At 72.6% G+C, this 19,908-nt stretch carries 16 protein-coding genes; 4 read left to right on the top strand and 12 right to left on the bottom strand.

Annotated features, from left to right (window positions below):
* Nucleotides 1–81: 81 nt before the first annotated feature.
* On the top strand, nt 82–1,002 hold the full coding sequence (locus AB0D04_RS01290; protein WP_362697820.1) for an SDR family oxidoreductase: 921 nt from the start codon (nt 82–84) through the stop codon (nt 1,000–1,002).
* A 27-nt stretch (nt 1,003–1,029) separates the two neighbouring features.
* On the opposite strand, the gene AB0D04_RS01285 is transcribed toward AB0D04_RS01290, so the two are convergent.
* The 7 genes from AB0D04_RS01285 to AB0D04_RS01255 all read right to left on the bottom strand — a co-directional run bounded on the left by AB0D04_RS01285 (nt 1,030) and on the right by AB0D04_RS01255 (nt 12,444).
* Entirely contained in the window at nt 1,030–2,097 is a 1,068-nt protein-coding gene (locus AB0D04_RS01285; RefSeq protein WP_362697817.1) for a WYL domain-containing protein, read from the bottom strand.
* A 330-nt stretch (nt 2,098–2,427) separates the two neighbouring features.
* Nucleotides 2,428–5,091, bottom strand: coding sequence for a pyruvate dehydrogenase (acetyl-transferring), homodimeric type (gene aceE, locus AB0D04_RS01280; RefSeq protein WP_362697814.1), 2,664 nt, complete (start codon nt 5,089–5,091; stop codon nt 2,428–2,430).
* A 266-nt stretch (nt 5,092–5,357) separates the two neighbouring features.
* Nucleotides 5,358–5,981, bottom strand: a complete 624-nt coding sequence (locus tag AB0D04_RS01275) for a GntR family transcriptional regulator (RefSeq protein ID WP_362697811.1) — start codon at nt 5,979–5,981, stop codon at nt 5,358–5,360.
* Nucleotides 5,982–6,169: 188 nt separating this feature from the next.
* Nucleotides 6,170–7,939 carry a 2-oxoglutarate dehydrogenase, E2 component, dihydrolipoamide succinyltransferase gene (gene sucB / locus AB0D04_RS01270; RefSeq protein WP_362697808.1) on the bottom strand — a complete coding sequence of 590 codons (1,770 nt, stop codon included), beginning with the start codon at nt 7,937–7,939 and terminating at the stop codon, nt 6,170–6,172.
* A 54-nt stretch (nt 7,940–7,993) separates the two neighbouring features.
* Entirely contained in the window at nt 7,994–9,382 is a 1,389-nt protein-coding gene (gene lpdA / locus AB0D04_RS01265; RefSeq protein WP_362697805.1) for a dihydrolipoyl dehydrogenase, read from the bottom strand.
* 336 nt (nt 9,383–9,718) lie between these two features.
* The gene (locus AB0D04_RS01260; RefSeq protein WP_362697802.1) at nt 9,719–11,260 is read right to left on the bottom strand and encodes a leucyl aminopeptidase; all 1,542 of its coding nucleotides are present in this window, start codon (nt 11,258–11,260) and stop codon (nt 9,719–9,721) included.
* A 374-nt stretch (nt 11,261–11,634) separates the two neighbouring features.
* Nucleotides 11,635–12,444, bottom strand: a complete 810-nt coding sequence (locus AB0D04_RS01255; protein WP_362697799.1) for an adenosylcobinamide-GDP ribazoletransferase — start codon at nt 12,442–12,444, stop codon at nt 11,635–11,637.
* A 95-nt stretch (nt 12,445–12,539) separates the two neighbouring features.
* Here AB0D04_RS01255 and AB0D04_RS01250 point away from each other — a divergent pair, with 95 nt between their 5' ends.
* Nucleotides 12,540–13,277: a hypothetical protein gene (locus AB0D04_RS01250; protein WP_362697796.1), complete on the top strand. Its 738-nt coding sequence runs from the start codon at nt 12,540–12,542 to the stop codon at nt 13,275–13,277.
* Here the strand turns inward: AB0D04_RS01250 and AB0D04_RS01245 are convergent.
* The 4 genes from AB0D04_RS01245 to AB0D04_RS01230 all read right to left on the bottom strand — a co-directional run bounded on the left by AB0D04_RS01245 (nt 13,252) and on the right by AB0D04_RS01230 (nt 17,494).
* Entirely contained in the window at nt 13,252–13,956 is a 705-nt protein-coding gene (locus AB0D04_RS01245) for a hypothetical protein (protein WP_362697793.1), read from the bottom strand. The genes AB0D04_RS01250 and AB0D04_RS01245 overlap by 26 nt on opposite strands.
* A 396-nt stretch (nt 13,957–14,352) precedes the next feature.
* Nucleotides 14,353–15,399 (bottom strand): nicotinate-nucleotide--dimethylbenzimidazole phosphoribosyltransferase, encoded by a 1,047-nt coding sequence (cobT, locus tag AB0D04_RS01240; protein WP_362697790.1) that lies wholly within the window; start codon nt 15,397–15,399, stop codon nt 14,353–14,355.
* A 16-nt stretch (nt 15,400–15,415) separates the two neighbouring features.
* Nucleotides 15,416–16,096 (bottom strand): class I SAM-dependent methyltransferase, encoded by a 681-nt coding sequence (locus AB0D04_RS01235; RefSeq protein ID WP_362697787.1) that lies wholly within the window; start codon nt 16,094–16,096, stop codon nt 15,416–15,418.
* An 84-nt stretch (nt 16,097–16,180) separates the two neighbouring features.
* Nucleotides 16,181–17,494 (bottom strand): bifunctional adenosylcobinamide kinase/adenosylcobinamide-phosphate guanylyltransferase, encoded by a 1,314-nt coding sequence (locus AB0D04_RS01230; protein WP_362697784.1) that lies wholly within the window; start codon nt 17,492–17,494, stop codon nt 16,181–16,183.
* A gap of 244 nt (nt 17,495–17,738) precedes the next feature.
* On the opposite strand from AB0D04_RS01230, the gene AB0D04_RS01225 reads away from it, so the two are divergent.
* Nucleotides 17,739–17,948 carry a hypothetical protein gene (locus AB0D04_RS01225; protein ID WP_362697781.1) on the top strand — a complete coding sequence of 70 codons (210 nt, stop codon included), beginning with the start codon at nt 17,739–17,741 and terminating at the stop codon, nt 17,946–17,948.
* An 81-nt stretch (nt 17,949–18,029) separates the two neighbouring features.
* On the opposite strand, the gene AB0D04_RS01220 is transcribed toward AB0D04_RS01225, so the two are convergent.
* Entirely contained in the window at nt 18,030–18,626 is a 597-nt protein-coding gene (locus AB0D04_RS01220; RefSeq protein WP_362697778.1) for a DUF3043 domain-containing protein, read from the bottom strand.
* A gap of 413 nt (nt 18,627–19,039) precedes the next feature.
* On the opposite strand from AB0D04_RS01220, the gene AB0D04_RS01215 reads away from it, so the two are divergent.
* Nucleotides 19,040–19,825, top strand: a complete 786-nt coding sequence (locus AB0D04_RS01215; RefSeq protein ID WP_362698253.1) for a PspA/IM30 family protein — start codon at nt 19,040–19,042, stop codon at nt 19,823–19,825.
* The last annotated feature ends 83 nt before the right edge of the window (nt 19,826–19,908 follow it).

The following is a 19,908-nucleotide window of genomic DNA, read 5'->3' as shown; positions in this document are numbered from 1 at the left end:
CGGGTTTCGCTGTGAGGCTCGCGCTGTACGCAGAGAACGAAACGAGGCGCCGAGAGGCGTCCGACAGCTGGGAGCGGCAGCGTGACGGTGAACAAGGAACTGACCGGCAAGGTGGCGCTGGTGGCCGGGGCCACCCGGGGTGCGGGCCGGGCGATGGCCGTGGAGCTGGGGCGGGCGGGCGCCCTGGTGTATGTGACGGGGCGGACGACCAGGGAGCGGGTCAGCGAGGTCGGCCGCACCTCGGAGACCATCGAGCAGACCGCGGAGCTGGTGACCGCCGCGGGAGGCACCGGGATCGCCGTACCGACGGACCATCTGGAGCCGTCGCAGGTCAAGGCGCTGACCGAGCGGATCGACCGGGAGCAGGGGCGGCTGGACATCCTGGTCAACAGCGTCTGGGGCGGCGACCGGCTGATCCAGTTCGACACCAAACTCTGGGACCTCGATCTGGACAGCGGCCTGCGGATGTTCCGCCTCGGCATCGACACCCACCTCATCACCGGCCACTACGCGCTGCCGCTGATGATCCGGCGGCCGGGCGGCCTGGTCGTGGAGATGACCGACGGCACCGCCGCCTTCAACCGCACCTACCGCGACAGCCTCTGCTTCGACGTCACCAAGAACGTCCCGCACCGCATCGCCTTCGGCCTCGCCGTCGAACTCAAGGAGTACGGCGGCACGGCCGTCTCGCTCACCCCCGGATTCCTGCGGTCCGAGGAGATGCTGGACCACTTCGGCGTGACGGAGGAGAACTGGCGCGACGCGGTGGCCCAGGAACCCCACTTCGCCGTCGCCGAGTCGCCGGCCCTGGTCGCCCGCGCCGTACGGGCACTGGCCGCCGACCCGGACAAGGAGCGCTGGAGCGGACAGTCGCTCTCCAGCGGCCAGCTGGCGAAGGAGTACGACTTCACCGACACGGACGGCTCCCGGCCCGACGCTTTCGGCTACTTCGAGGACGTGGTCTTCGGCGGCAAGGAGGCGACGGCGGCGGACTACCGATAGGGCGCCTGCCGACGCGCACGGCCCGGCTCACGGGCAGGCCCCGGCCTGCCCGTAGAGCGCGGCCGTGCGGCGGGCCGCCGCCGCGAACCGCTCGCGCAGCCCGGAGGGCGCCAGCACCTCGCCCTCCGGGCCGAGCGCCAGCAACTGGCCGTAGGCGACGTCGGCGTTTTCCACGGCCAGGGTGACGGTCAGATACCCGTCCTCGTCGGGTCCGTCCGCCTCCCGGGCCCTGGCTATCGCCTCCCGGGCCGCCGCGCGCTCGGTGACGTACGGCAGCTGGAGCACACCGCGTCGGGAGAGCCGGAGCACCACCTCCTCGCGCAGGAGCGAGCGGGCGAACTCCGCCGCCCGCTCGGCCCAGAACGCGGGCAGGTCGAACTCCTCGTCCCGGTCGAAACGCTCTTCGCCGCCCTCGACGGCCACGAACCGCTCCACCCGGTAGACCCGGCAGCCCGCCCTCCCCCGGCTGTCGCCCGGAGGTGCCCCCGGCCCGGCCACCGCCCCTGACAGAGGCCTTTCGGACCGCACCTCTGCCGGCCGCGCCGCCAAGTACCACACCCCCGCCTTCAGTACGAGCCCGTACGGCTCCAGCTCCCGCTGCACCTCGGTGCCCTTGCGGAGGTAGTGCGCGAGGATCCGGCGGTCGTCCCAGACCGCGTCCGCGATGGCGGGCAGCAGGGCCGGGGTCTCGGGCTCCTGGTACCAGGCGGGGGCGTCGAGGTGGAAGCGCTGGGCGGCGCCCGACGCGGCGTCCCGCAGCTCGGGCAGCAGGGCCGCGGAGACCTTGAGGCGGGCGGCGGAGGCGGCGTCGGCGAGGCCCATCTCGCGCAGCGCGGAGGGCACTCCGGACAGGAAGAGCGCCTCGGCCTCGCTGCGGCCGAGGCCGGTGAGGCGGGTGCGGTAGCCGCCGATCAGGCGGTAGCCGCCGGCCCGGCCGCGGTCGGCGTAGACGGGCACGCCGGCCTCGGAGAGCGAGAGGACGTCCCGGGCGACCGTGCGCTCGGAGACCTCGAGCTCGCGCGCCAGCTCGGCGGCCGTCATCGACGGCCGCGACTGGAGCAGCAGCACCATCTTGATCAGCCGGGCAGCACGCATATCCCCATCATGCCGGGCCCACTGACAACCACCGCGCCGAGTGGCCGGGTTCCGGGGCACCTCGGGGGAGTGCCGGCGCGCCTAGGGAGCCCGACGCCACGAAGCAGACCGACCCGGCCGAGTCAGGGCATGGCCGGCCGGGCCGGTGGGTTCCCGTGCGGAGGCCCCGGGCGCGGGAAGGTGGCCTCCGCACGGGAGTTGGGGGAGGAGCCCCGTCGCGGGGCCCTCAGGGGCGGGCGGTCCCCGGTGTCGGCCGGGGCCCGCCCACGTTTCGCGGGCCGCGGCACGGACGGCGCCGCACTGGCACCGTGCCCGCCGCGCCCTACGGTCCTACAGCCCGTACCGCTGCCGGGCCTCCTTGACCGTCTCCGGCTTGACCTCGCCCCGGCGGGCCAGCGCGGCCAGCGTCTGGACGACCACCGACCGCGCGTCGACGCCGAAGTGCCGGCGGGCCGCCTCGCGGGTGTCGGAAAGGCCGAAGCCGTCGGTGCCGATGGAGACCCAGTCCTGCTCGACCCAGGGGGCGATCTGGTCCGGGACGGCCCGCATCCAGTCGCTGACCGCGACGACCGGGCCGGGGGCGCCGGCCAGCGCACGGGTCACGTACGGGATCCGGTCCTCGCCGTCCAGACGGGCGGCGTCGCACTCCAGGGCGTCGCGGCGCAGCTCGCCCCAGGAGGTCGCGGACCATACGTCGGCGGCCACGCCCCAGTCGGCGGCCAGCAACTCCTGCGCCTCCAGGGCCCAGTGGATCGCGGTGCCGGAGGCCAGCAGCTGGGTGCGCGGGGTCTCGGAGGTCGCGTTGGCGGCCTCCTTGAAGCGGTAGAGGCCCTTGATGATGCCCTCTTCGACGCCTTCGGGCATGGCCGGCTGCTGCTTGGGCTCGTTGTAGACGGTGAGGTAGTAGAAAACGTTCTCGGGGTTCTCGCCGTACATCCGGCGCAGACCGTCCTTGACGATCACCGCGATCTCGTAGGCGAAGGCCGGGTCGTAGTTGAGCGACGCCGGGTTCGTGGACGCGATCAGGTGCGAGTGGCCGTCGGCGTGCTGCAGGCCCTCACCGGTCAGGGTCGTACGGCCCGCGGTGGCGCCGACGATGAAGCCCTTGCCGAGCTGGTCGGCGAGCTGCCACATCTGGTCCGCGGTGCGCTGCCAGCCGAACATCGAGTAGAAGATGTAGAAGGGGAGCATCGGCTCGCCGTGTGTCGCGTACGACGTGGCGGCGGCGATGAAGTCGGCCATGGCGCCGGCCTCGGTGATCCCCTCGTTGAGGATCTGGCCGTCGGTGGCCTCCTTGTAGTACATCAGCTGGTCGCGGTCGACCGGCTCGTACGTCTGGCCCTTCGGCGAGTAGATACCGGCCGACGGGAACAGCGACTCCATACCGAAGGTACGGGCCTCGTCCGGGACGATCGGCACCCAGCGCTTGCCGGTCTCCTTGTCCCGCATCAGGTCCTTGACCAGACGGACGAAGGCCATGGTGGTGGCCATCTCCTGCTTGCCGGAGCCCTTGTACAGCGCCTTGAAGGCGCGCTCCTCGGGCTGCGGCAGCGCGGCCGAGGCGTGCAGACGGCGGGCCGGGGCCGGACCGCCGAGGGCGGCGCGGCGCTCCTGGAGGTAGCGGACCTCGGGGGAGTCGGCTCCCGGGTGGCCGTACGGCACCAGGTCCTCGTCCAGCCTCGCGTCCGGGATCGGAAGGTCGAGCAGGTCGCGCATCGCGCGGAACTCCTTGCCCGAGAGCTTCTTCATCTGGTGGTTGGCGTTCTTGGACTCGAAGCCCGGGCCGAGGGTGTAGCCCTTGACGGTCTGGGCGAGGATCACGGTCGGCGCGCCCTTGAACTCGACGGCCGCCTTGTACGCGGCGTACACCTTGCGGGCCTCGTGGCCGCCGCGGGAGGTGTGGAAGCACTCGGCGATCTTCGCGTCGGTCAGCACCTTCGCCATCTCGACGAGGGCCGGCTCGGCGCCGAAGAAGTGCTCGCGGATGTAGGCGACGTCGCGGGTGGCGTACGTCTGGAACTGCGCGTCCGGCACCTGGCGCAGACGGCGGACCAGCGCGCCGGCGGTGTCGAGCTGGAAGAGCTCGTCCCAGGCGGAGCCCCACAGCGACTTGACGACGTTCCAGCCGGCGGCGCGGAACTGCGCCTCCAGCTCCTGAACGATCTTGAAGTTGGCGCGTACCGGACCGTCCAGGCGCTGCAGGTTGCAGTTGATGACGAAGGTCAGGTTGTCCAGGCCCTCGCGGCCGGCCAGCGCGAGGGCTGCGGTCGACTCGGGCTCGTCCATTTCGCCGTCGCCCAGGAACGCCCAGACGTGCGAGTTGGCGGTGTCCTTGATGCCGCGGCCCTGGAGGTAGCGGTTGAAGCGGGCCTGGTAGATCGCCGACAGCGGGCCGAGGCCCATGGAGACGGTCGGGAACTCCCACAGCCACGGCAGGCGCCGCGGGTGCGGGTAGGAGGGCAGGCCCTTGCCGCCGGACTCCTGGCGGAAGTGGTCGAGGTGCTCCTCGGTGAGGCGGCCGTCGAGGAAGGCGCGGGCGTAGATGCCGGGCGAGGCGTGGCCCTGGATGTAGAGCTGGTCGCCGCTGCCGTCGCCCTCCTTGCCGCGGAAGAAGTGCTGGAAGCCGGTCTCGTACAGCCAGGCCGCGGACGCGAAGGTCGCGATGTGGCCGCCGACGCCGAACCGCGAGCCGCGCGTCACCATGGCGGCGGCGTTCCAGCGGTTCCAGGCGGTGATCCGGGCTTCCATCGCCTCGTCGCCGGGGTAGGCGGGCTCGGCGGAGGTCGGGATGGTGTTGACGTAGTCCGTCTCCAGGGGCGCGAGCCCGGGGGCACCGTTGTGCTCCAGCGCGCGGCGCATCAGATACGCGGCGCGGTGCGGGCCCGCGGCCTTGGTGACGGCGTCAAGCGATTCGCGCCACTCGGCGGTCTCCTCGGGATCCCGGTCCGGGAGCTGGTCGAGCTGGCTGTACGGCAGGCGCACGGGATCGGGCATGGGTGGCCCCTTTCCGGACGGTGGGTCGGGAGTGCGAGTGATGCTTTGGCAGGCAGGGGTGTCGCGCCCCGACGGAGGACGATACGCCCCTGATCGATGATCGATCAACGCTCACCGCAGGAATAACCGCAGGTCGGCACGGCGTGCCGCACATTTCGGCACGCGGTGCCAGCAAAAATCGGGGCGCAGCGCCAACGGAAACGGGGCGCCGGAGCCCTCCTCCGGTACGCCCCGCAGCCGTTCCGTGACGCCCTGCGCCCGCTCCCTCAGACCCTCGGCGCGCAGCTCAGCACATGGGTCTTGAGCAGGGTGCCGATCTTCGGGTCGCGCCGCCGGAACGCGTCCACGATCTCCTGGTGGTCCTGCGCATGCGACCGCGGCTCCGGACTGAACCAGCGGATCGACAGCGTCGTCCAGACCTCGATGCCCAGCGACTCCCAGGTGTGCAGCAGGACGGCGTTGCCGGCCGCTTGCACGATCTCCCGGTGGAAGGCCACCGTGTGCCGCACCTGCGCCTCCCCGTCACCCGCCAGGTCCGCCTCCCGCAGCGCCGCCACCTCGCGCTCCAGGGCCGCCGTATCGTCCGCCAGCCGGCCCGCCGCCAGCTCCGCCGCCACCTGCTCGAGCCCGGCCCGCACCGGGTAGCTCTCCTTGAGGTCGTCCGCGGTCAGGTTCCGTACCCGCACGCCCTTGTTCGGCGCGGACTCGATCAGCTGCAGCGACTCCAGCTCGCGCAGCGCCTCGCGTACGGGCGTCTGGCTGACCTCCAGCTCGGCCGCGATCCGCCGCTCCACGATCCGCTCGCCCGGCTGCCAGCGGCCGCTGACGATCCCCTCGAGGATGTGCTCGCGGATCTGCTCGCGCAGCGAATGGACGACGGGCGGGGTCATGAGGTGCTCCTTCAGAGCGGGTGGTGACAAGCGGGGAGCTGAGGGGGCCATTATCGGGGAGACGGTCCCGGACTGGCAGACGACAAAAGGGGCCGGGGCATGCAAAAGGGTCGGCCCCGGCTCGTACGAACCGGGGCCGACCCCTTACACAGCCTGCGGCTGACTGCCGAGCTACCGGGCTACCGGGCTCAGAGACCGATCTCGGTCTCGAACTCGGCGGCCTCCAGGATCTGCTTGACCGTGGTCAGGTAGCGGGCGGCGTCGGCGCCGTCCACCAGACGGTGGTCGTAGGAGAGCGCGAGGTAGGTCATGTCGCGCACCGCGATGGTCTCGCCGAGGTCCGGGTGGTTGATGACCACCGGGCGCTTGACGGTGGCACCGATGCCCAGGATGCCGACCTGGTTCGGCGGCACGATGACCGTGTCGAACAGGGCGCCGCGCGAGCCGGTGTTGGAGATGGTGAAGGTCGCACCGGACAGCTCGTCCGGAGTGATCTTGTTCTGGCGGACCTTGCCCGCCAGCTCCGCCGTCTTGCGGGCGACACCGGCGATGTTGAGGTCGCCCGCACCCTTGATGACCGGGGTCATCAGGCCCTTCTCGGCATCCACTGCGATACCGACGTTCTCGGTGTCGAAGTAGGTGATGGTGCCCTCGTCCTCGTTGATCCGGGCGTTGACGACCGGGTGGGCCTTCAGCGCCTGGACAGCGGCCTTGACGAAGAACGGCATCGGGGAGAGCTTGACGCCCTCACGCTGCGCGAACGCGTCCTTGGCCTTGTTGCGCATCCGCATGATCGCGGTGATGTCCACCTCGACCACGGAGGTCAGCTGCGCCTGGCCGTGCAGGGCCTTCATCATGTTGTCGCCGATGACCTTGCGCATCCGCGGCATCTTGACGGTCTGGCCGCGCAGCGGGGAGACCTCGAGGGCCGGAGCCTTCGACACCGCGGCGGGGGCGGCAGCGGCCGGGGCGGCGGCCTTGAGGGCCTCCGCGGCGGCGATGACGTCCTGCTTGCGGACCCGGCCACCGACACCGGTGCCCTTGACCGTGGCGAGGTTCACGCCGGTCTCCGCGGCGAGCTTGCGCACCAGCGGGGTGACGTACGCGGCCTCCTCACCCGCGGCCGGGGCCGGGGTGACGGGCGCCGGGGCGGCAACCGGAGCCGGCGCCGGCGCGGGGGCGGCAACCGGAGCCGGCGTCGGCGCGGGCGCGGGAGCCGGGGCCGGAGCGGCCGGCGCGGGGGCCGGAGCAGCGGCGGCCGGAGCCGGAGCCGGGGCGGGAGCCGGGGCCGGCGCGGCGGGCGCGGGGGCCGGAGCGGCCGGAGCCGGAGCGGCGGCCGGAGCCGCACCCTTCGCACCGATCACGGCGAGCTTGGCGCCGACCTCGGCGGTCTCGTCCTCGCCGACGGCGATCTCCAGCAGCACACCGGAAACCGGGGCCGGGATCTCGGTGTCGACCTTGTCGGTGGAGACCTCCAGCAGCGGCTCGTCGGCCTGGACCTCCTCGCCGACCTCCTTCAGCCAGCGGGTGACGGTGCCCTCGGTGACGCTCTCGCCCAGCGCGGGGAGTACGACATCGGTGCCGGTGCCCTCGGCGCCACCCGCGGGGGCGGCGGCCGGGGCGGGGGCCTCGGCGGCCGGAGCCGGGGTGGGCTCGGGCTGCGGCTGGGCCGCGGGGGCCTCGGCAGCGGCCGGGGCGGGGGCAGCAGCGGGCGCGCCCGTGCCGTCGTCGATGACGGCCAGCTCGGCGCCGACCTCGACCGTCTCGTCCTCGGCGACCTTGATGGAGGCCAGGACGCCGGCGGCCGGGGCCGGGATCTCGGTGTCGACCTTGTCGGTCGACACCTCGAGCAGCGGCTCGTCGGCCTCTACACGCTCACCCTCGGCCTTCAGCCAGCGGGTGACGGTGCCCTCGGTGACGCTCTCGCCGAGCGCCGGCAGGGTTACGGAAACCGCCATGGTTTCTGTTGCTCCTATCGAATGTGCGGATGTGGTCGCGCCCGGGACTGGGGGTCAGTCGTGGGAGTGGAGAGGCTTCCCGGCCAGGGCCAGGTGGGCCTCGCCGAGAGCTTCATTCTGCGTCGGGTGCGCGTGTACGAGCTGCGCAACCTCGGCCGGCAGGGCCTCCCAGTTGTAGACCAGCTGGGCCTCACCGACCTGCTCGCCCATACGGTCACCGACCATGTGGACGCCGACCACGGCACCGTCCTTGACCTGGACGAGCTTGATCTCGCCCGTGGTCTTGAGGATCTTGCTCTTGCCGTTGCCCGCGAGGTTGTACTTGAGAGCGACGACCTTGTCGGCGCCGTACAGCTCCTTGGCCTTGGCCTCGGTGATACCCACCGAAGCGACCTCGGGGTGGCAGTACGTCACGCGCGGCACGCCGTCGTAGTCGATCGGCACGGTCTTGAGACCGGCCAGCCGCTCCGCCACCAGCATGCCCTCGGCGAAGCCGACGTGCGCGAGCTGGAGGGTCGGGACGAGGTCACCGACGGCCGAGATGGTCGGCACGTTGGTCTGCATGTACTCGTCGACCAGGACGTAGCCGCGGTCCATCGCGACGCCCTGCTCCTCGTAGCCGAGACCGGCGGAGACCGGGCCGCGGCCGATCGCGACCAGCAGCACCTCGGCCTCGAAGGTCTTGCCGTCGGCAAGGGTGACCTTGACGCCGTCGGCGGTGTACTCGGCCTTGTCGAAGAAGGTGCCGAGGTTGAACTTGATGCCACGCTTGCGGAAGGCCCGCTCCAGCAGCTTGGAGCTGTTCTCGTCCTCGACCGGGACGAGGTGCTTGAGGCCCTCGACGATGGTCACGTCGGTGCCGAAGGACTTCCACGCCGAGGCGAACTCGACGCCGATCACGCCGCCGCCCAGGACGATCGCGGACTTCGGCACGCGGTCCAGCGTGAGCGCGTGGTCCGAGGAGATGATGCGGTTGCCGTCGATCTCCAGGCCCGGCAGCGACTTCGGCACGGAGCCGGTCGCCAGCAGGACGTGGCGGCCCTGGATGCGCTGGCCGTTGACGTCGACGGAGGTCGGGGAGGACAGCCGGCCCTCACCCTCGATGTAGGTCACCTTGCGGGAGGCGACCAGACCCTGGAGGCCCTTGTACAGGCCGGAGATCACGTCGTCCTTGTACTTGTGGACGGCCGCGATGTCGATGCCCTCGAAGGTGGCCTTGACACCGAACTGGTCGGCCTCACGTGCCTGGTCGGCGATCTCGCCGGCGTGCAGCAGAGCCTTGGTGGGGATGCAGCCGTTGTGCAGGCAGGTGCCGCCGAGCTTGCTCTTCTCGATCAGTGCGACGTCCAGGCCCAGCTGCGCCCCGCGCAGGGCAGCGGCGTAACCACCGCTACCGCCTCCGAGGATCACTAGGTCGAAAACGGTGCTGGCGTCGTTCGCCACGTCACGTCCTCCATGCATGGGTACGCCGGAGCCGGTCTCCAATGACCGGACGGCGGCTGTGGTTCGGCCGCTTCAATTTCGGCCCTGGTAAGGGGGGCCCTGTCCTGCCGAGAACCCATCTTCGCACTTGTTGAACACGGACGGGACGGCGGGCCGGGCGCGGAGGCGGCCGGGGGGCCGCCTCAAGGGGGTTACCGGGGCGTACGGACGTACGGATTTCGTTGAGGGCGAACGGATCCGCGCGGGCGCCGTACGAGGAGAGGAAACACACACCTACGGCCCCGGACGGTGCGCCCGGGGCCGTACGGACATAGCGGGCAAGTGGGAGCGGAACCGTCAGCCGAGGTCGCCCGCGGCCGTCCGCTCCGCCAGCCGCACCAGGGTGCGCACCGCGGAGCCCGTGCCGCCCTTGGGCGTGTATCCCCAGGGCGCGCCCTCGTGGAAGGCCGGACCGGCGATGTCCAGGTGTGCCCAGGTGATGCCGTCGCCGATGAACTCCTTCAGGAAGAGTCCGGCGACCAGGCCGCCGCCCATCCGCTCGCCCATGTTGGCGATGTCGGCGACCGGTGAGTCCATGCCCTTGCGGAGGTGGCCGGGCATCGGCATCGGCCAGGACTGCTCGCCGACCTCCTCGGCGATCTCGTGGATCGAGGTGCGGAAAGCGTCGTCGTTCGCCATGATCCCGAAGTGGCGGTGGCCCAGCGCCAGCACCATCGCACCGGTGAGCGTCGCCACGTCCACGATCGCGTCCGGCGACTCCTCCGAGGCGCGGGTCAGCGCATCGGCCAGGACGAGACGGCCCTCGGCGTCGGTGTTGAGCACCTCGACGGTCTTGCCGCTGTACATGGTCAGCACGTCACCGGGGCGGGTGGCGGAGCCCGACGGCATGTTCTCGGCAAGCGCCAGCCAGCCGGTGACATTCACCTCCAGGCCCAGCCTGGCGGCGGCCACGACCGCGGCGAAGACCGCGGCGGCACCGCTCATGTCGCACTTCATGGTCTCGTTGTGACCGGCCGGCTTGAGCGAGATGCCGCCCGAGTCGTACGTGATGCCCTTACCGACCAGCGCCAGCGTCCTGGTCGCCTTGGCGTGCGTGTGCGCGATCCGCACCAGCCGCGGCGGGGCCTCCGAGCCCTGGCCGACGCCCAACAGGCCGCCGAAGCCGCCCTTGGTGAGCGCCTTCTCGTCCAGCACCTCGACCTTGAGGCCGAACTCCTTGGCGGCGGCCTGCGCCTCGGCCGCGAAGGACTTCGGGTCGAGGTCGTTGGAGGGGGTGTTGACCAGGTCGCGGGCGCGGTTCATCTCGGCGGCCAGCGTCTGGGCGCGCTCCGCGGCGGCCTTGAACTCCTTGTCGCGCGGCTTGCCGCCGAGGATCGCGGCCTCGCCGAGCGGCGCCGACTTGGCGTCGTTCTTCTTGCCCTTCGCGTTCTTGCCGTTGCCGTTGCTGCGGTACGCGGTGAAGGTGTACGCGCCCAGCAGCGCGCCCTCACTCACCGCGGCGGCCGCCTCGGCGTCCTCGACGGGCAGCGCGAAACCGGCCTTCTTGCTGCCGGTCAGTGCGCGGGCGGCGCTGCCCGCGGCGCGCCGCAGCGCCTCGTTGTCGTAGCCGTCGCCCTTGGCCGGGGCCTCGCCCAGGCCGACCGCCAGCACGACCGGCGCCTTCAGGCCGTCGGCGGCGGGCAGCTTGGTGACCTCGCCCTCGGCACCACTCGCGCCGAGGGTCTCCAGCACGGCGGCGAGCTTGCCGCCGAAGGCCTTGTCCACGGCCTCCGCGCCGGGAGCGACAACGACGCCCTTGGCGCCCTTGGCCACGCCGACGACGACGGCATCCGCACGCACCGTTGCGGCGGAAGATGTACTGAGGGTCAGTGCAGTCACGGTGATGAGAGTCCTGTTCCGTCCGGGAATCCGTTGTGCGCCCTGGGCGCTGCTGCGGCCGAGCCTACGCTCGGCGAAGCCCGGAGGCCCGGCCTGTTGCCGCAACGGCCGGTAACGGTGCGTCGGCGAACGGCCCGGACCGGTCGGTGAACCGGCACCCGCCGCAGGGGAGTTGGGGCCCGGTGGCCCCGACGTGGCGGATGGTCCTGACCGCGGCGCCGGTGTGGTGCGGGGAACCCTTACGGGGTGGGCGAACGGATCCACTAGGGGGTACGAGCGCCCCCTGCGGGGCCTCAACGCCGGGGGTCGGGAGGGTATTCCCGTGGTGGCCGCCCCGCCCCGCCCCGCCCCGCGCCGCTGCGTCGCGCCCGTCGTCACCCCAGCGCGAGCACCACCGTCGCCGCCAGCCCCGCGCTTTCCGCCAGCGCGCCGAAGACGTCGCCGGTCACGCCGCCGAATCGCCGTCGGCAGTGGCGCAGCAGAAGTTCGCCGGTGCCGAGTCCGAGCAGTGCGGCGAGTCCGGCGTGCAGTGCGTCGTACGGGCCGGAGCCGTACGGGCCGAGAGCGCCGGCCGCCGCCGCGCACAGGGCCGTGACCAGCGCCGCGCACAGCAGCGCGGACCGTACCGGAACGGTTCCCGCGACCGCCGCGCCCAGACCCTCCGGGCGGGCCGCCGGGACCCCCGTACGGGAGGCCAGGGTCAGCGCGCACCGGGCGGTGACCCCCGCGACGGCCGCGGCCACCGCGCCGTGGGCCCAGCCCTCGCCGTACAGCTCGTACAGCGCGGCCACTTGGGCCAGCAGGGTGAACAGCAGCGTGATGACCCCGAACGGGCCGATGTCGGACTGCTTCATGATGCGCAGCGCGTCCTCGGCGGGCTTGCCGCTGCCCAGGCCGTCGGCGGTGTCGGCGAGGCCGTCCAGGTGCAGGCCGCGGGTGAGCGCGGCGGGTACGGCGGCGGTGGCGGTCGCGGCGAGCAGGGGGCCGCCGCCGAGCAGCAGCAGCGTCCCGCCGAGCGCGGCCGCGGCCAGCCCGACGACCAGCCCGGCCAGTGGTGCGCAGAGCATTCCGCCGCGGGCGGTCTCCCGGTCCCAGCGGGTGAGGCGTACCGGCAGCACGGTCAGCGTTCCGAACGCGAACCGCAGGGCGTCGGCGGGGGCGGGAGGGCCGGGGGACTCGCTCATCGCGGCAGGCTATCCCGGCCGTTCAGCGCACCGGAGACGCCGAAATCTCCACCGATCCCCTTAAATTGCCCTTACGCGGCACAGGGGAGCGTGGGATGGGTCACTGGTGGTACCGCAACATCGTCGAACCGGGAAAGCTCCCGCTGCTGCTCGCCCTCGCCTCCTTCGTGCTGACGTTCCTGGTCACCCGGGTCATCACCCGTCTGATCCGGGCGGGCCGGGGCCCGTTCCGCAACCTGACGCCCGGCGGCGTACACGTCCACCACGTCGTGCCCGGCGTCGCCCTGATGGTCGTCGGCGGCTTCGTCGCCCTCGCGGGCGGCCGCCGCGGTTTCGGCGCCGGTGTCGCGGCGGTGCTCTTCGGGATGGGGGTCGGCCTGGTCCTGGACGAGTTCGCGCTGATCCTCCATCTGGACGATGTCTACTGGAGCGAGGAGGGCACCAAGAGCGTCGAGATCGTCATCCTCACCGTCGCCCTGGTCGGTCTGATCCTCGCCGGCTTCCTGCCGTTCGGCGTCAATGAGCTGAGCCCCGACGAGAGCAAGGACCGCCTCCAGGTCGTACGGACCGTGGGCATCAACTTCCTCTTCGCCGTCATCGCCCTCGTCAAGGGCAAGGGCCGGCTCGCCGTCGTCGGGGTCTTCGTCCCGTTCGTCGCGCTCTTCGGCGCCGTCCGGCTGGCCCGGCCCAACTCGCCGTGGGCCAGGCGCTTCTACCGCAACCGCCCCAGGGCGCGGGCCCGCGCCACGGTCCGCGCCTACCGCCACGACCGCCGCTGGTCGGCCCTGCGCCGCAGGGCCGAGCACCTCATCGGGGGTGCCCCCAGCCGCTGACCCGCCGGGCCTCGCGCGGTGTGCCAGGCCGCCACACCTCCCACACCGCGCACAGCGCCAGCACCGCCAGCACCGCGGCGATGTGCTCCTTGCCCGCCAGGTTGTTCTTGATGAACAGCACCTCGAAGACCATGGCGGCCACCACCAGCGTGCAGGTGAGCCAGGCCCGGTAGCGCCAGCTCACAAAGATCGCCAGGCCGACCACCGCCGCCGAGGGGCCGGTGTCGATGACGTACTTGTCCGTGTCGGGCAGCCCGATGGGGGACTCCGGCCCGATCCAGAGGCCGATGCGCGCGTACATCGTCCCGGCGAGCGTGGCCAGATACGCGACCGCGAACATCTGCCGCCAGCCCACACAGATCTCGGCGAGCCCGAAGACGACCAGAATCTGCGCCAGCGCGCCCCACACCGGCAGGTCCAGGGCGGGCACGAACAGCGACAGGGGAGTGCGCAGCAGCGCCAGCCACAGATGCTCATAGGCCTGCACGGACCCGATGTTCTGCACCGGCTGGTAGCCCCAGGGCTGGTTCTGGACGACCTGGAGGGTCAGGGTCAGACACACCGCCGTGAGCGTCATCGGGATCGCCCGCAGCTTCTTCGCGGCCAGTGCGGACCACCCCGTCCGCAGGAGCGGGCCCCACTCGGCCCGCGCGGCGCGACGCAGGGCCGGCTCGGTCATCTGTTGTTCTCCAGGTACTCGCGGCCGCGCCGGAGCGGCGGGCCGGGGGAGAGGCCGGTGCACGGCACACCGGCGCTCTTGTCGACGAGCATGTACCGCAGTTCGCCTATAGGGCGGTATTTCGCCTGAGCGAGAGAGCGATTCGATGTGCCACCACCGGGAGGAGAAGCCGAGCGGCGCGCGACCGGCGCGGCACCGGGCACACGTCGAGCCGCGCACCACCTTCGTAGACGGAGCGGAGCGGCGCGGAGTTGAGTGTCGGCGCAGTGATCTCCGTCGCGTGCGGGTTCCCTCGCGTGCGGGTTTCCTCGCGCACGGGTTCCTTCGGGTACGCGAGACCCCGCCGCGCACGGGAGGCCCGGTCCCGTACGGGCAGCGCCGTCCCGTACGGCAGGCTCAGTCCTGTACCGGCAGCTCCGCCGCCAGTGCCGCGGCCGCCCGCACCAGGGGCAGGGCCAGCAGCGCGCCGGTCCCCTCGCCCGCGGTGACACCGTGGTCGAGCAGCGGGGTGAGCGCGATCCGGTCCAGCGCCTTGGCCTGCGCCGGCTCACCGCTCGCCTGCCCTGCCACCCACCAGTCCGGCGCCCGGAACGCCACCCGCTGCGCCACCAGCGCACAGGCCGCCGAGACCACCCCGTCCAGGATCACCGGAGTCCGGCGCACCGCGCTCTGCAGCAGGAAGCCGGTGATCGCGGTGAGATCCGCGCCGCCGACCGTGGCCAGCAGCTCCAGCTGGTCGCCGAGCACCGGCCGGGCCCGCCGCAGCGCGTCGCGGATCGCCGCGCACTTGCGCATCCACGCCAGATCGTCGATACCGGCCCCGCCGCGCCCGGTGACCACCGAGGCGTCCGTGCCGCACAGCGCGGCGATCAGCGCGCTCGCGGCCGTGGTCCCGCCGACGCTGAGATCACCGAGCACCACCACGTCGGTCCCGGCGTCCGCCTCCTCGTCCGCGACGGCCATGCCGGCCCGGAACGCCGCCTCGGCCTCCTCGGCGCTCAGCGCGTCCTCGATGTCGATCCGCCCCGAACCGCGCCGCACCCGGTGCCGGGTGACCTCCGTCGGCAGCTCCTCGGGGTCGCAGTCCACCGCCATGTCGATGACCCGCAGCTGCGCCCCGGCGGCCCGCGCCAGAACGGCGGCCGGACTCCCGCCGTCCAGCACGGCCCGTACGAGATCCCGGGTGCCACCGGCGGGCCGGCCCGAGACCCCCAGCTGCGCCACCCCGTGATCGCCCGCGAACAGCAGCACCCGCGGCCGCTCGACGGGCCGCACCGGCACCTGCTGCTGGGCCGAGGCCAGCCACTCGCCCAGCTCGTCGAGCCGGCCGAGCGCCCCCGGCCGCACGGCCAGCCGCGCCCGCCGCTCCTCGGCGTCACGGCGCGAACCGCCGTCGGGGCGCTCGATCAGGTGGGCGAAGTCATCGAGGTTCAGGGCGCTCATTCGGCGCAGATTACCGTCAAGTCGGTGCTGACGAGGCACGGCGGAGGGAACGGGCATCGGCGAACCGCACCTCGCACACCAGCGGCGCCGGGAACCGCCCGAAGCGCCCCCGCTGCACCGGCACCTCCCGTACCGCCACGATCCCCGGATGCGCGCCCGCCACCCGCGGCAGCTGTGCCCGGTCCAGCCCCCAGCGCAGCGGACCGGGCGCCCGCCCGCCGGACAGCGCGGCGCCCCGGCGGGCGACCGCGGTCACCCACCGGATGGGGGCACCTCCCACGCCCTTCAGGCGTGGGGGAGCGTCGAAGACCAGCGCCCCGTCCGGGAACCGCTCCGCACACGCCGCCAGCAACGCCCGCACCGCTGCCGGTGACAGCCGCATCAGCACGCCGGGCGCCGTGACGACGACCCCGAGATCCGGGTCCCGTACGGCATCCAGCCAGCCGTGATCGGTGACGGCGCGGGCGACCGTACGGCGCCGGGGGCCGTCCGGGAGCAGCATCCGGCGCACCGCCGCGATCTCCGGGGGCTGTACCGTCAGCCAGTTCAGCCGCCCGTTGTCCAGCCGCCAGAACGCGGTCCCCAGCCCCTCGCCGAGGGCGACCACCGTCGCCTCCGGGTGCCGCGCCACATAGGCCCGCACCAGCGCGTCGAAAACGCCCCGCGTGCCGGCGTCGCTGAGCTCGGATCCGTCCACGCCCCAAGAGCACCCGTCACAGCGCCCCGGGGCAAGGGGACACGGGCCCGGCGGGGCCCGTGTCATCCGCGCAGCCCTCAGCCGTCATCCACGCAGCGCAAGCGCCTGCCCCGCGACGACCAGCAGCACCTGCTCGCACTCCGCCCCGAACGCGGCGTTGAGCCGCCCGAGTTCGTCCCGGAAGCGACGGCCTGCCGCGGTCGCCGGGACGACCCCCGAGCCGACCTCGTTGCTGACGGCCACCACCGGACGCCGCGTCGCCCGCACCGCCGCGACCAGCGCATCGGTCCGCTCCCGCAGTTTCCGCCGCCCGCCGGCCTCCCAGGTCCCGTCGTCCCACGCCCCGACGTCGTCCATGACATGCGTCAGCCACAGCGCCAGACAGTCGATGAGCAGCGGCGCCGCATCGCCCGCCCGCCCGCCTTCGGCGGCCGCGCCGGCCCCGGCCACGTCCGTGCCCGGCCCGGCCACGTCCGTGCCCGGCCCGGCGGCACCCGTGCCCGGCCCGGCAGGCTCCAGCAGCGGCACCAGATCGCAGGTCTCCACGGTGCGCCAGCTCGACGGCCGCCGCTCACGGTGCAGCGAGATCCGCTCCGCCCACTCCGTATCGCCCTCCCGCGTCCCCCCGGTGGCCACATAGACCACGTCCGGGAACGACGCCAGCCGCCGCTCCGCCTCCGCCGACTTCCCGCTGCGCGCCCCGCCCAGCACCAGCGTCCGGCGCGGCAGATCCGGCACCGCGTGATACTCGCCGACCACCAGCGTGGTCCCGTCCGGCACGGTGCGCGCACCCGCCGCCGCGAGCCGGCGGTGCAGCTCGGGCCCCGGCGGCGCGCTGTGGTCGACATGGACGGCGACCACATCCGTCGCCGCGTCCACCGCGCCGGTCGCCCGCAGCCGCGCCAGCCCGTCCGGCCGCTCCAGGACGTCGAGCAGCACCATGTCGTACGGGCCGCTGCCCCCTGGGTGGCCGTTGTCCAGCCCCGCCGGCGCCGACCCCGGCGGCAGATACAGCAGCCGCTCGCCCTCCGTGCCGGTGATCTCGTACGCCGTGCCGGGGATGTCCACGGCGATGGCCTTCACCCGGTGCCCGTCCAGCAGCGCCAGCTCCCGCCCGTCCGCGACCCGGCCCGGCGTCGGCAGCCCGGCCGGCACCTCCAGCGCGGGCCCGTCGTGCGGGTGCGAGAGCAGCACCTGCCGCACCCCGGCCAGCGAGGTGCCCGCGCGGGCGGCCGCGAAGGCCGGGCCCGGCGTCAGGTCGATGAGCAGCGCGCCGTCGACGAGCAGCGCGGTGGCCGCCCGCGCCTCGTCGCCGACGGCGGCCGCACAGGCGGCACACGGGCAGTCGGGGCGCGGCAGCCCCTGAGGGGCTCCGCTGCCGAGGAGAGTGAGTTCCACCTGGTGATTTTCTCGCGTCCGGGCGCGCTCAGCGCGCGGGGGGACCTGTGACACGGCCAATCCCGTACGAGTGGGTGGGCCGGGGCAGGGGCCGTTGGTGGTCCTGCCCGGTGGTCGGGGGTGCCTCTCGACAGAGTCGTTAGGCTGCGGATCAGCACGGAAGCATGACAGGGCGGGGCGTGCACACGTGGCGTTGCGCCGTGGCACAGACACGTACTCGGTGGGACCCCAGGAGGAGGCGGACATGGCGTGGACGTGGCGGTTCGAGAAGACGGACGGTGCGGAGACGGCGCCCGCGGTGGAACCGGAGGACTTCACCACGCAGGGGGACGCGGAGTCCTGGATCGGCGAGGTGTGGAAGGACCTGCTCGACGGCGGGGTGGACCAGGTCACGCTCTTCGAGGACAGCACAGAGATCTACCGGATGAGCCTGCAGTCCGCCGCCGACAGCTGACCCTCGTTCTCGTGGCCGTATGCGCCGCAGCGCCCGCCGCCCTCGGGGACGGCGGGCGCGCGCTGCTCCGACGCGCTCGTCCTACGGTCGCCGGCCCCGCTTGACCTGCGGCTTGGGCAGCCGCAGCCGCCGCATCTGCAGGGTGCGCATGATCGCGTACGCCTTGGCGCCCTTGAGGTTCTCGTCGGGGAAGCGCTCCTGGAGCTGCTTGCCCAGGCGGAACCAGACGACGACCGAGTCCACCACGATCAGCACGATGATCACGAGCCAGAGCAGCAGCGCGATGTTCTGGATCTGCGGCACCCGGACCATGGTGAGCACCAGGATCACCACGGCCATCGGCAGGAAGAACTCCGCGACGCACCAGCGCGCGTCGATGAAGTCACGGGCGAACCGGCGCACCGGTCCCTTGTCGCGCACCGGCAGATAGCGCTCATCACCACTGGCCATGGCCTCGCGCTGTTTGGCCATGTCCACACGCCGGGCCTCACGCTGCGCCTTCGCCGCGTCCTTGCGGTTGGTCGGCGTCTGCGCGCGGGACCGGCGCTGCGACTGGGCGTCGCTGCGCTTGGGTGTCGGGCGGCCCTTGGGGGCCTGCGGGTTGCGGGGCTGCTGGGGCTGGTCCGCGGTCACCTTGGCGGTCGCGGCCTGCCCATCTTTCGAACGGCTTCGGAACACAGTGCCAGGGTACGTGCTGGCCGCGTGTGGGCCAGGGGCGGACGGGGAACGATATGGCAACTCTGTTCCCGTACGCCGGAATAAACCGGGGCTGGAGCCGTTGGTGGTTGCGGTTGGTGGTGGGTGTTTGGGGGTTCGGCTGTTCCCCCGAGGCGTGGTGGGCCGGGGCAGGAGCCGTTGGTGGTTGCGGTTGGTGGGCGGGGGCCGGTTCGTGTGCCCGTACGGCCCGCCCTACTCCTTGGGCGGGAGGCGGCACACCCCGTGATCGTCCTGGAGGAGGAGCGCATCCGGGCCCGAACAGTGCGGTAATGGAACCAGGGCCCGTACTGTGGGGTCTGTAGATGTGTGCTGGAGCCATAGCCCGATGTAACTCGGTCAGAAGGGGGCGCGCGAGGCCCATGAGCGATGGTGTCATGAAGCGGATGGGAATGATCTTCCGCGCGAAGGCCAACAAGGCCCTGGACCGGGCCGAAGACCCGCGCGAGACCCTCGACTACTCGTACCAGAAGCAGCTGGAGCTGCTCCAGAAGGTGCGCCGTGGTGTCGCCGACGTGGCGACGTCCCGCAAGCGACTGGAGCTGCAGCTCAACCAGCTCCAGGGCCAGTCCGCCAAGCTGGAGGACCAGGGCCGCAAGGCGCTCGCGCTCGGCCGGGAGGACCTCGCCCGCGAGGCGCTCTCCCGCCGAGCCGCGCTGCAGCAGCAGGTCACCGACCTGGAGACGCAGCACCAGACCCTGCAGGGCGAGGAGGAGAAGCTCACCCTCGCCTCGCAGCGGCTGCAGGCCAAGGTCGATGCCTTCCGTACGAAGAAGGAGACGATCAAGGCCACGTACACCGCCGCCCAGGCACAGACCCGGATCGCCGAGTCCTTCTCCGGCATCTCCGAGGAGATGGGTGACGTCGGTCTGGCCATCCAGCGCGCGGAGGACAAGACCGCGCAGATGCAGGCCCGGGCCGGTGCCATCGACGAGCTGATGGCGTCGGGCGCGCTGGACGACCCGTCCGGCATGGCCAAGGACGACATCGCCGCCGAGCTGGACCGGCTCTCCGGCGGTACCGACGTCGAGCTGGAACTCCAGCGGATGAAGGCCGAGCTGGCGGGCGGACCGTCGGGTGGCCAGCAGGCCATCGAGGGCGGCCAGGGCGGGCAGGGCCAGAGCGCCCCGCAGCAGGACCAGCCGCGTTTCGACAAGCAGTGACGGTCGGCGGCGGTTAGCCTCGCAGAGATCCCGCAGCACGGATCAACGCAGGGACCGCCGCCGGGATCGCCGGACCGAGGGAG

Source organism: Streptomyces sp. NPDC048483 (assembly GCF_040651455.1).
Classification (GTDB): Bacteria; Actinomycetota; Actinomycetes; order Streptomycetales; family Streptomycetaceae; genus Streptomyces.
The sequence above is the reverse complement of the archived record's forward strand: the minus strand, read 5'-3'. Positions and strand labels throughout refer to the sequence as shown.

Bases quoted from the DNA above. Each gene is read 5' to 3' on its own strand.
- AB0D04_RS01285 (WP_362697817.1), bottom strand. From the start codon at position 2,097: ATGCGTGCTGCCCGGCTGATCAAGATGGTGCTGCTGCTCCAGTCGCGG.
- aceE (WP_362697814.1), bottom strand. From the start codon at position 5,091: ATGCCCGATCCCGTGCGCCTGCCGTACAGCCAGCTCGACCAGCTCCCG.
- AB0D04_RS01275 (WP_362697811.1), bottom strand. From the start codon at position 5,981: ATGACCCCGCCCGTCGTCCATTCGCTGCGCGAGCAGATCCGCGAGCAC.
- sucB (WP_362697808.1), bottom strand. From the start codon at position 7,939: ATGGCGGTTTCCGTAACCCTGCCGGCGCTCGGCGAGAGCGTCACCGAG.
- AB0D04_RS01255 (WP_362697799.1), bottom strand. From the start codon at position 12,444: ATGAGCGAGTCCCCCGGCCCTCCCGCCCCCGCCGACGCCCTGCGGTTC.
- AB0D04_RS01250 (WP_362697796.1), top strand. From the start codon at position 12,540: ATGGGTCACTGGTGGTACCGCAACATCGTCGAACCGGGAAAGCTCCCG.
- AB0D04_RS01245 (WP_362697793.1), bottom strand. From the start codon at position 13,956: ATGACCGAGCCGGCCCTGCGTCGCGCCGCGCGGGCCGAGTGGGGCCCG.
- cobT (WP_362697790.1), bottom strand. From the start codon at position 15,399: ATGAGCGCCCTGAACCTCGATGACTTCGCCCACCTGATCGAGCGCCCC.
- AB0D04_RS01225 (WP_362697781.1), top strand. From the start codon at position 17,739: ATGGCGTGGACGTGGCGGTTCGAGAAGACGGACGGTGCGGAGACGGCG.
- AB0D04_RS01215 (WP_362698253.1), top strand. From the start codon at position 19,040: ATGAAGCGGATGGGAATGATCTTCCGCGCGAAGGCCAACAAGGCCCTG.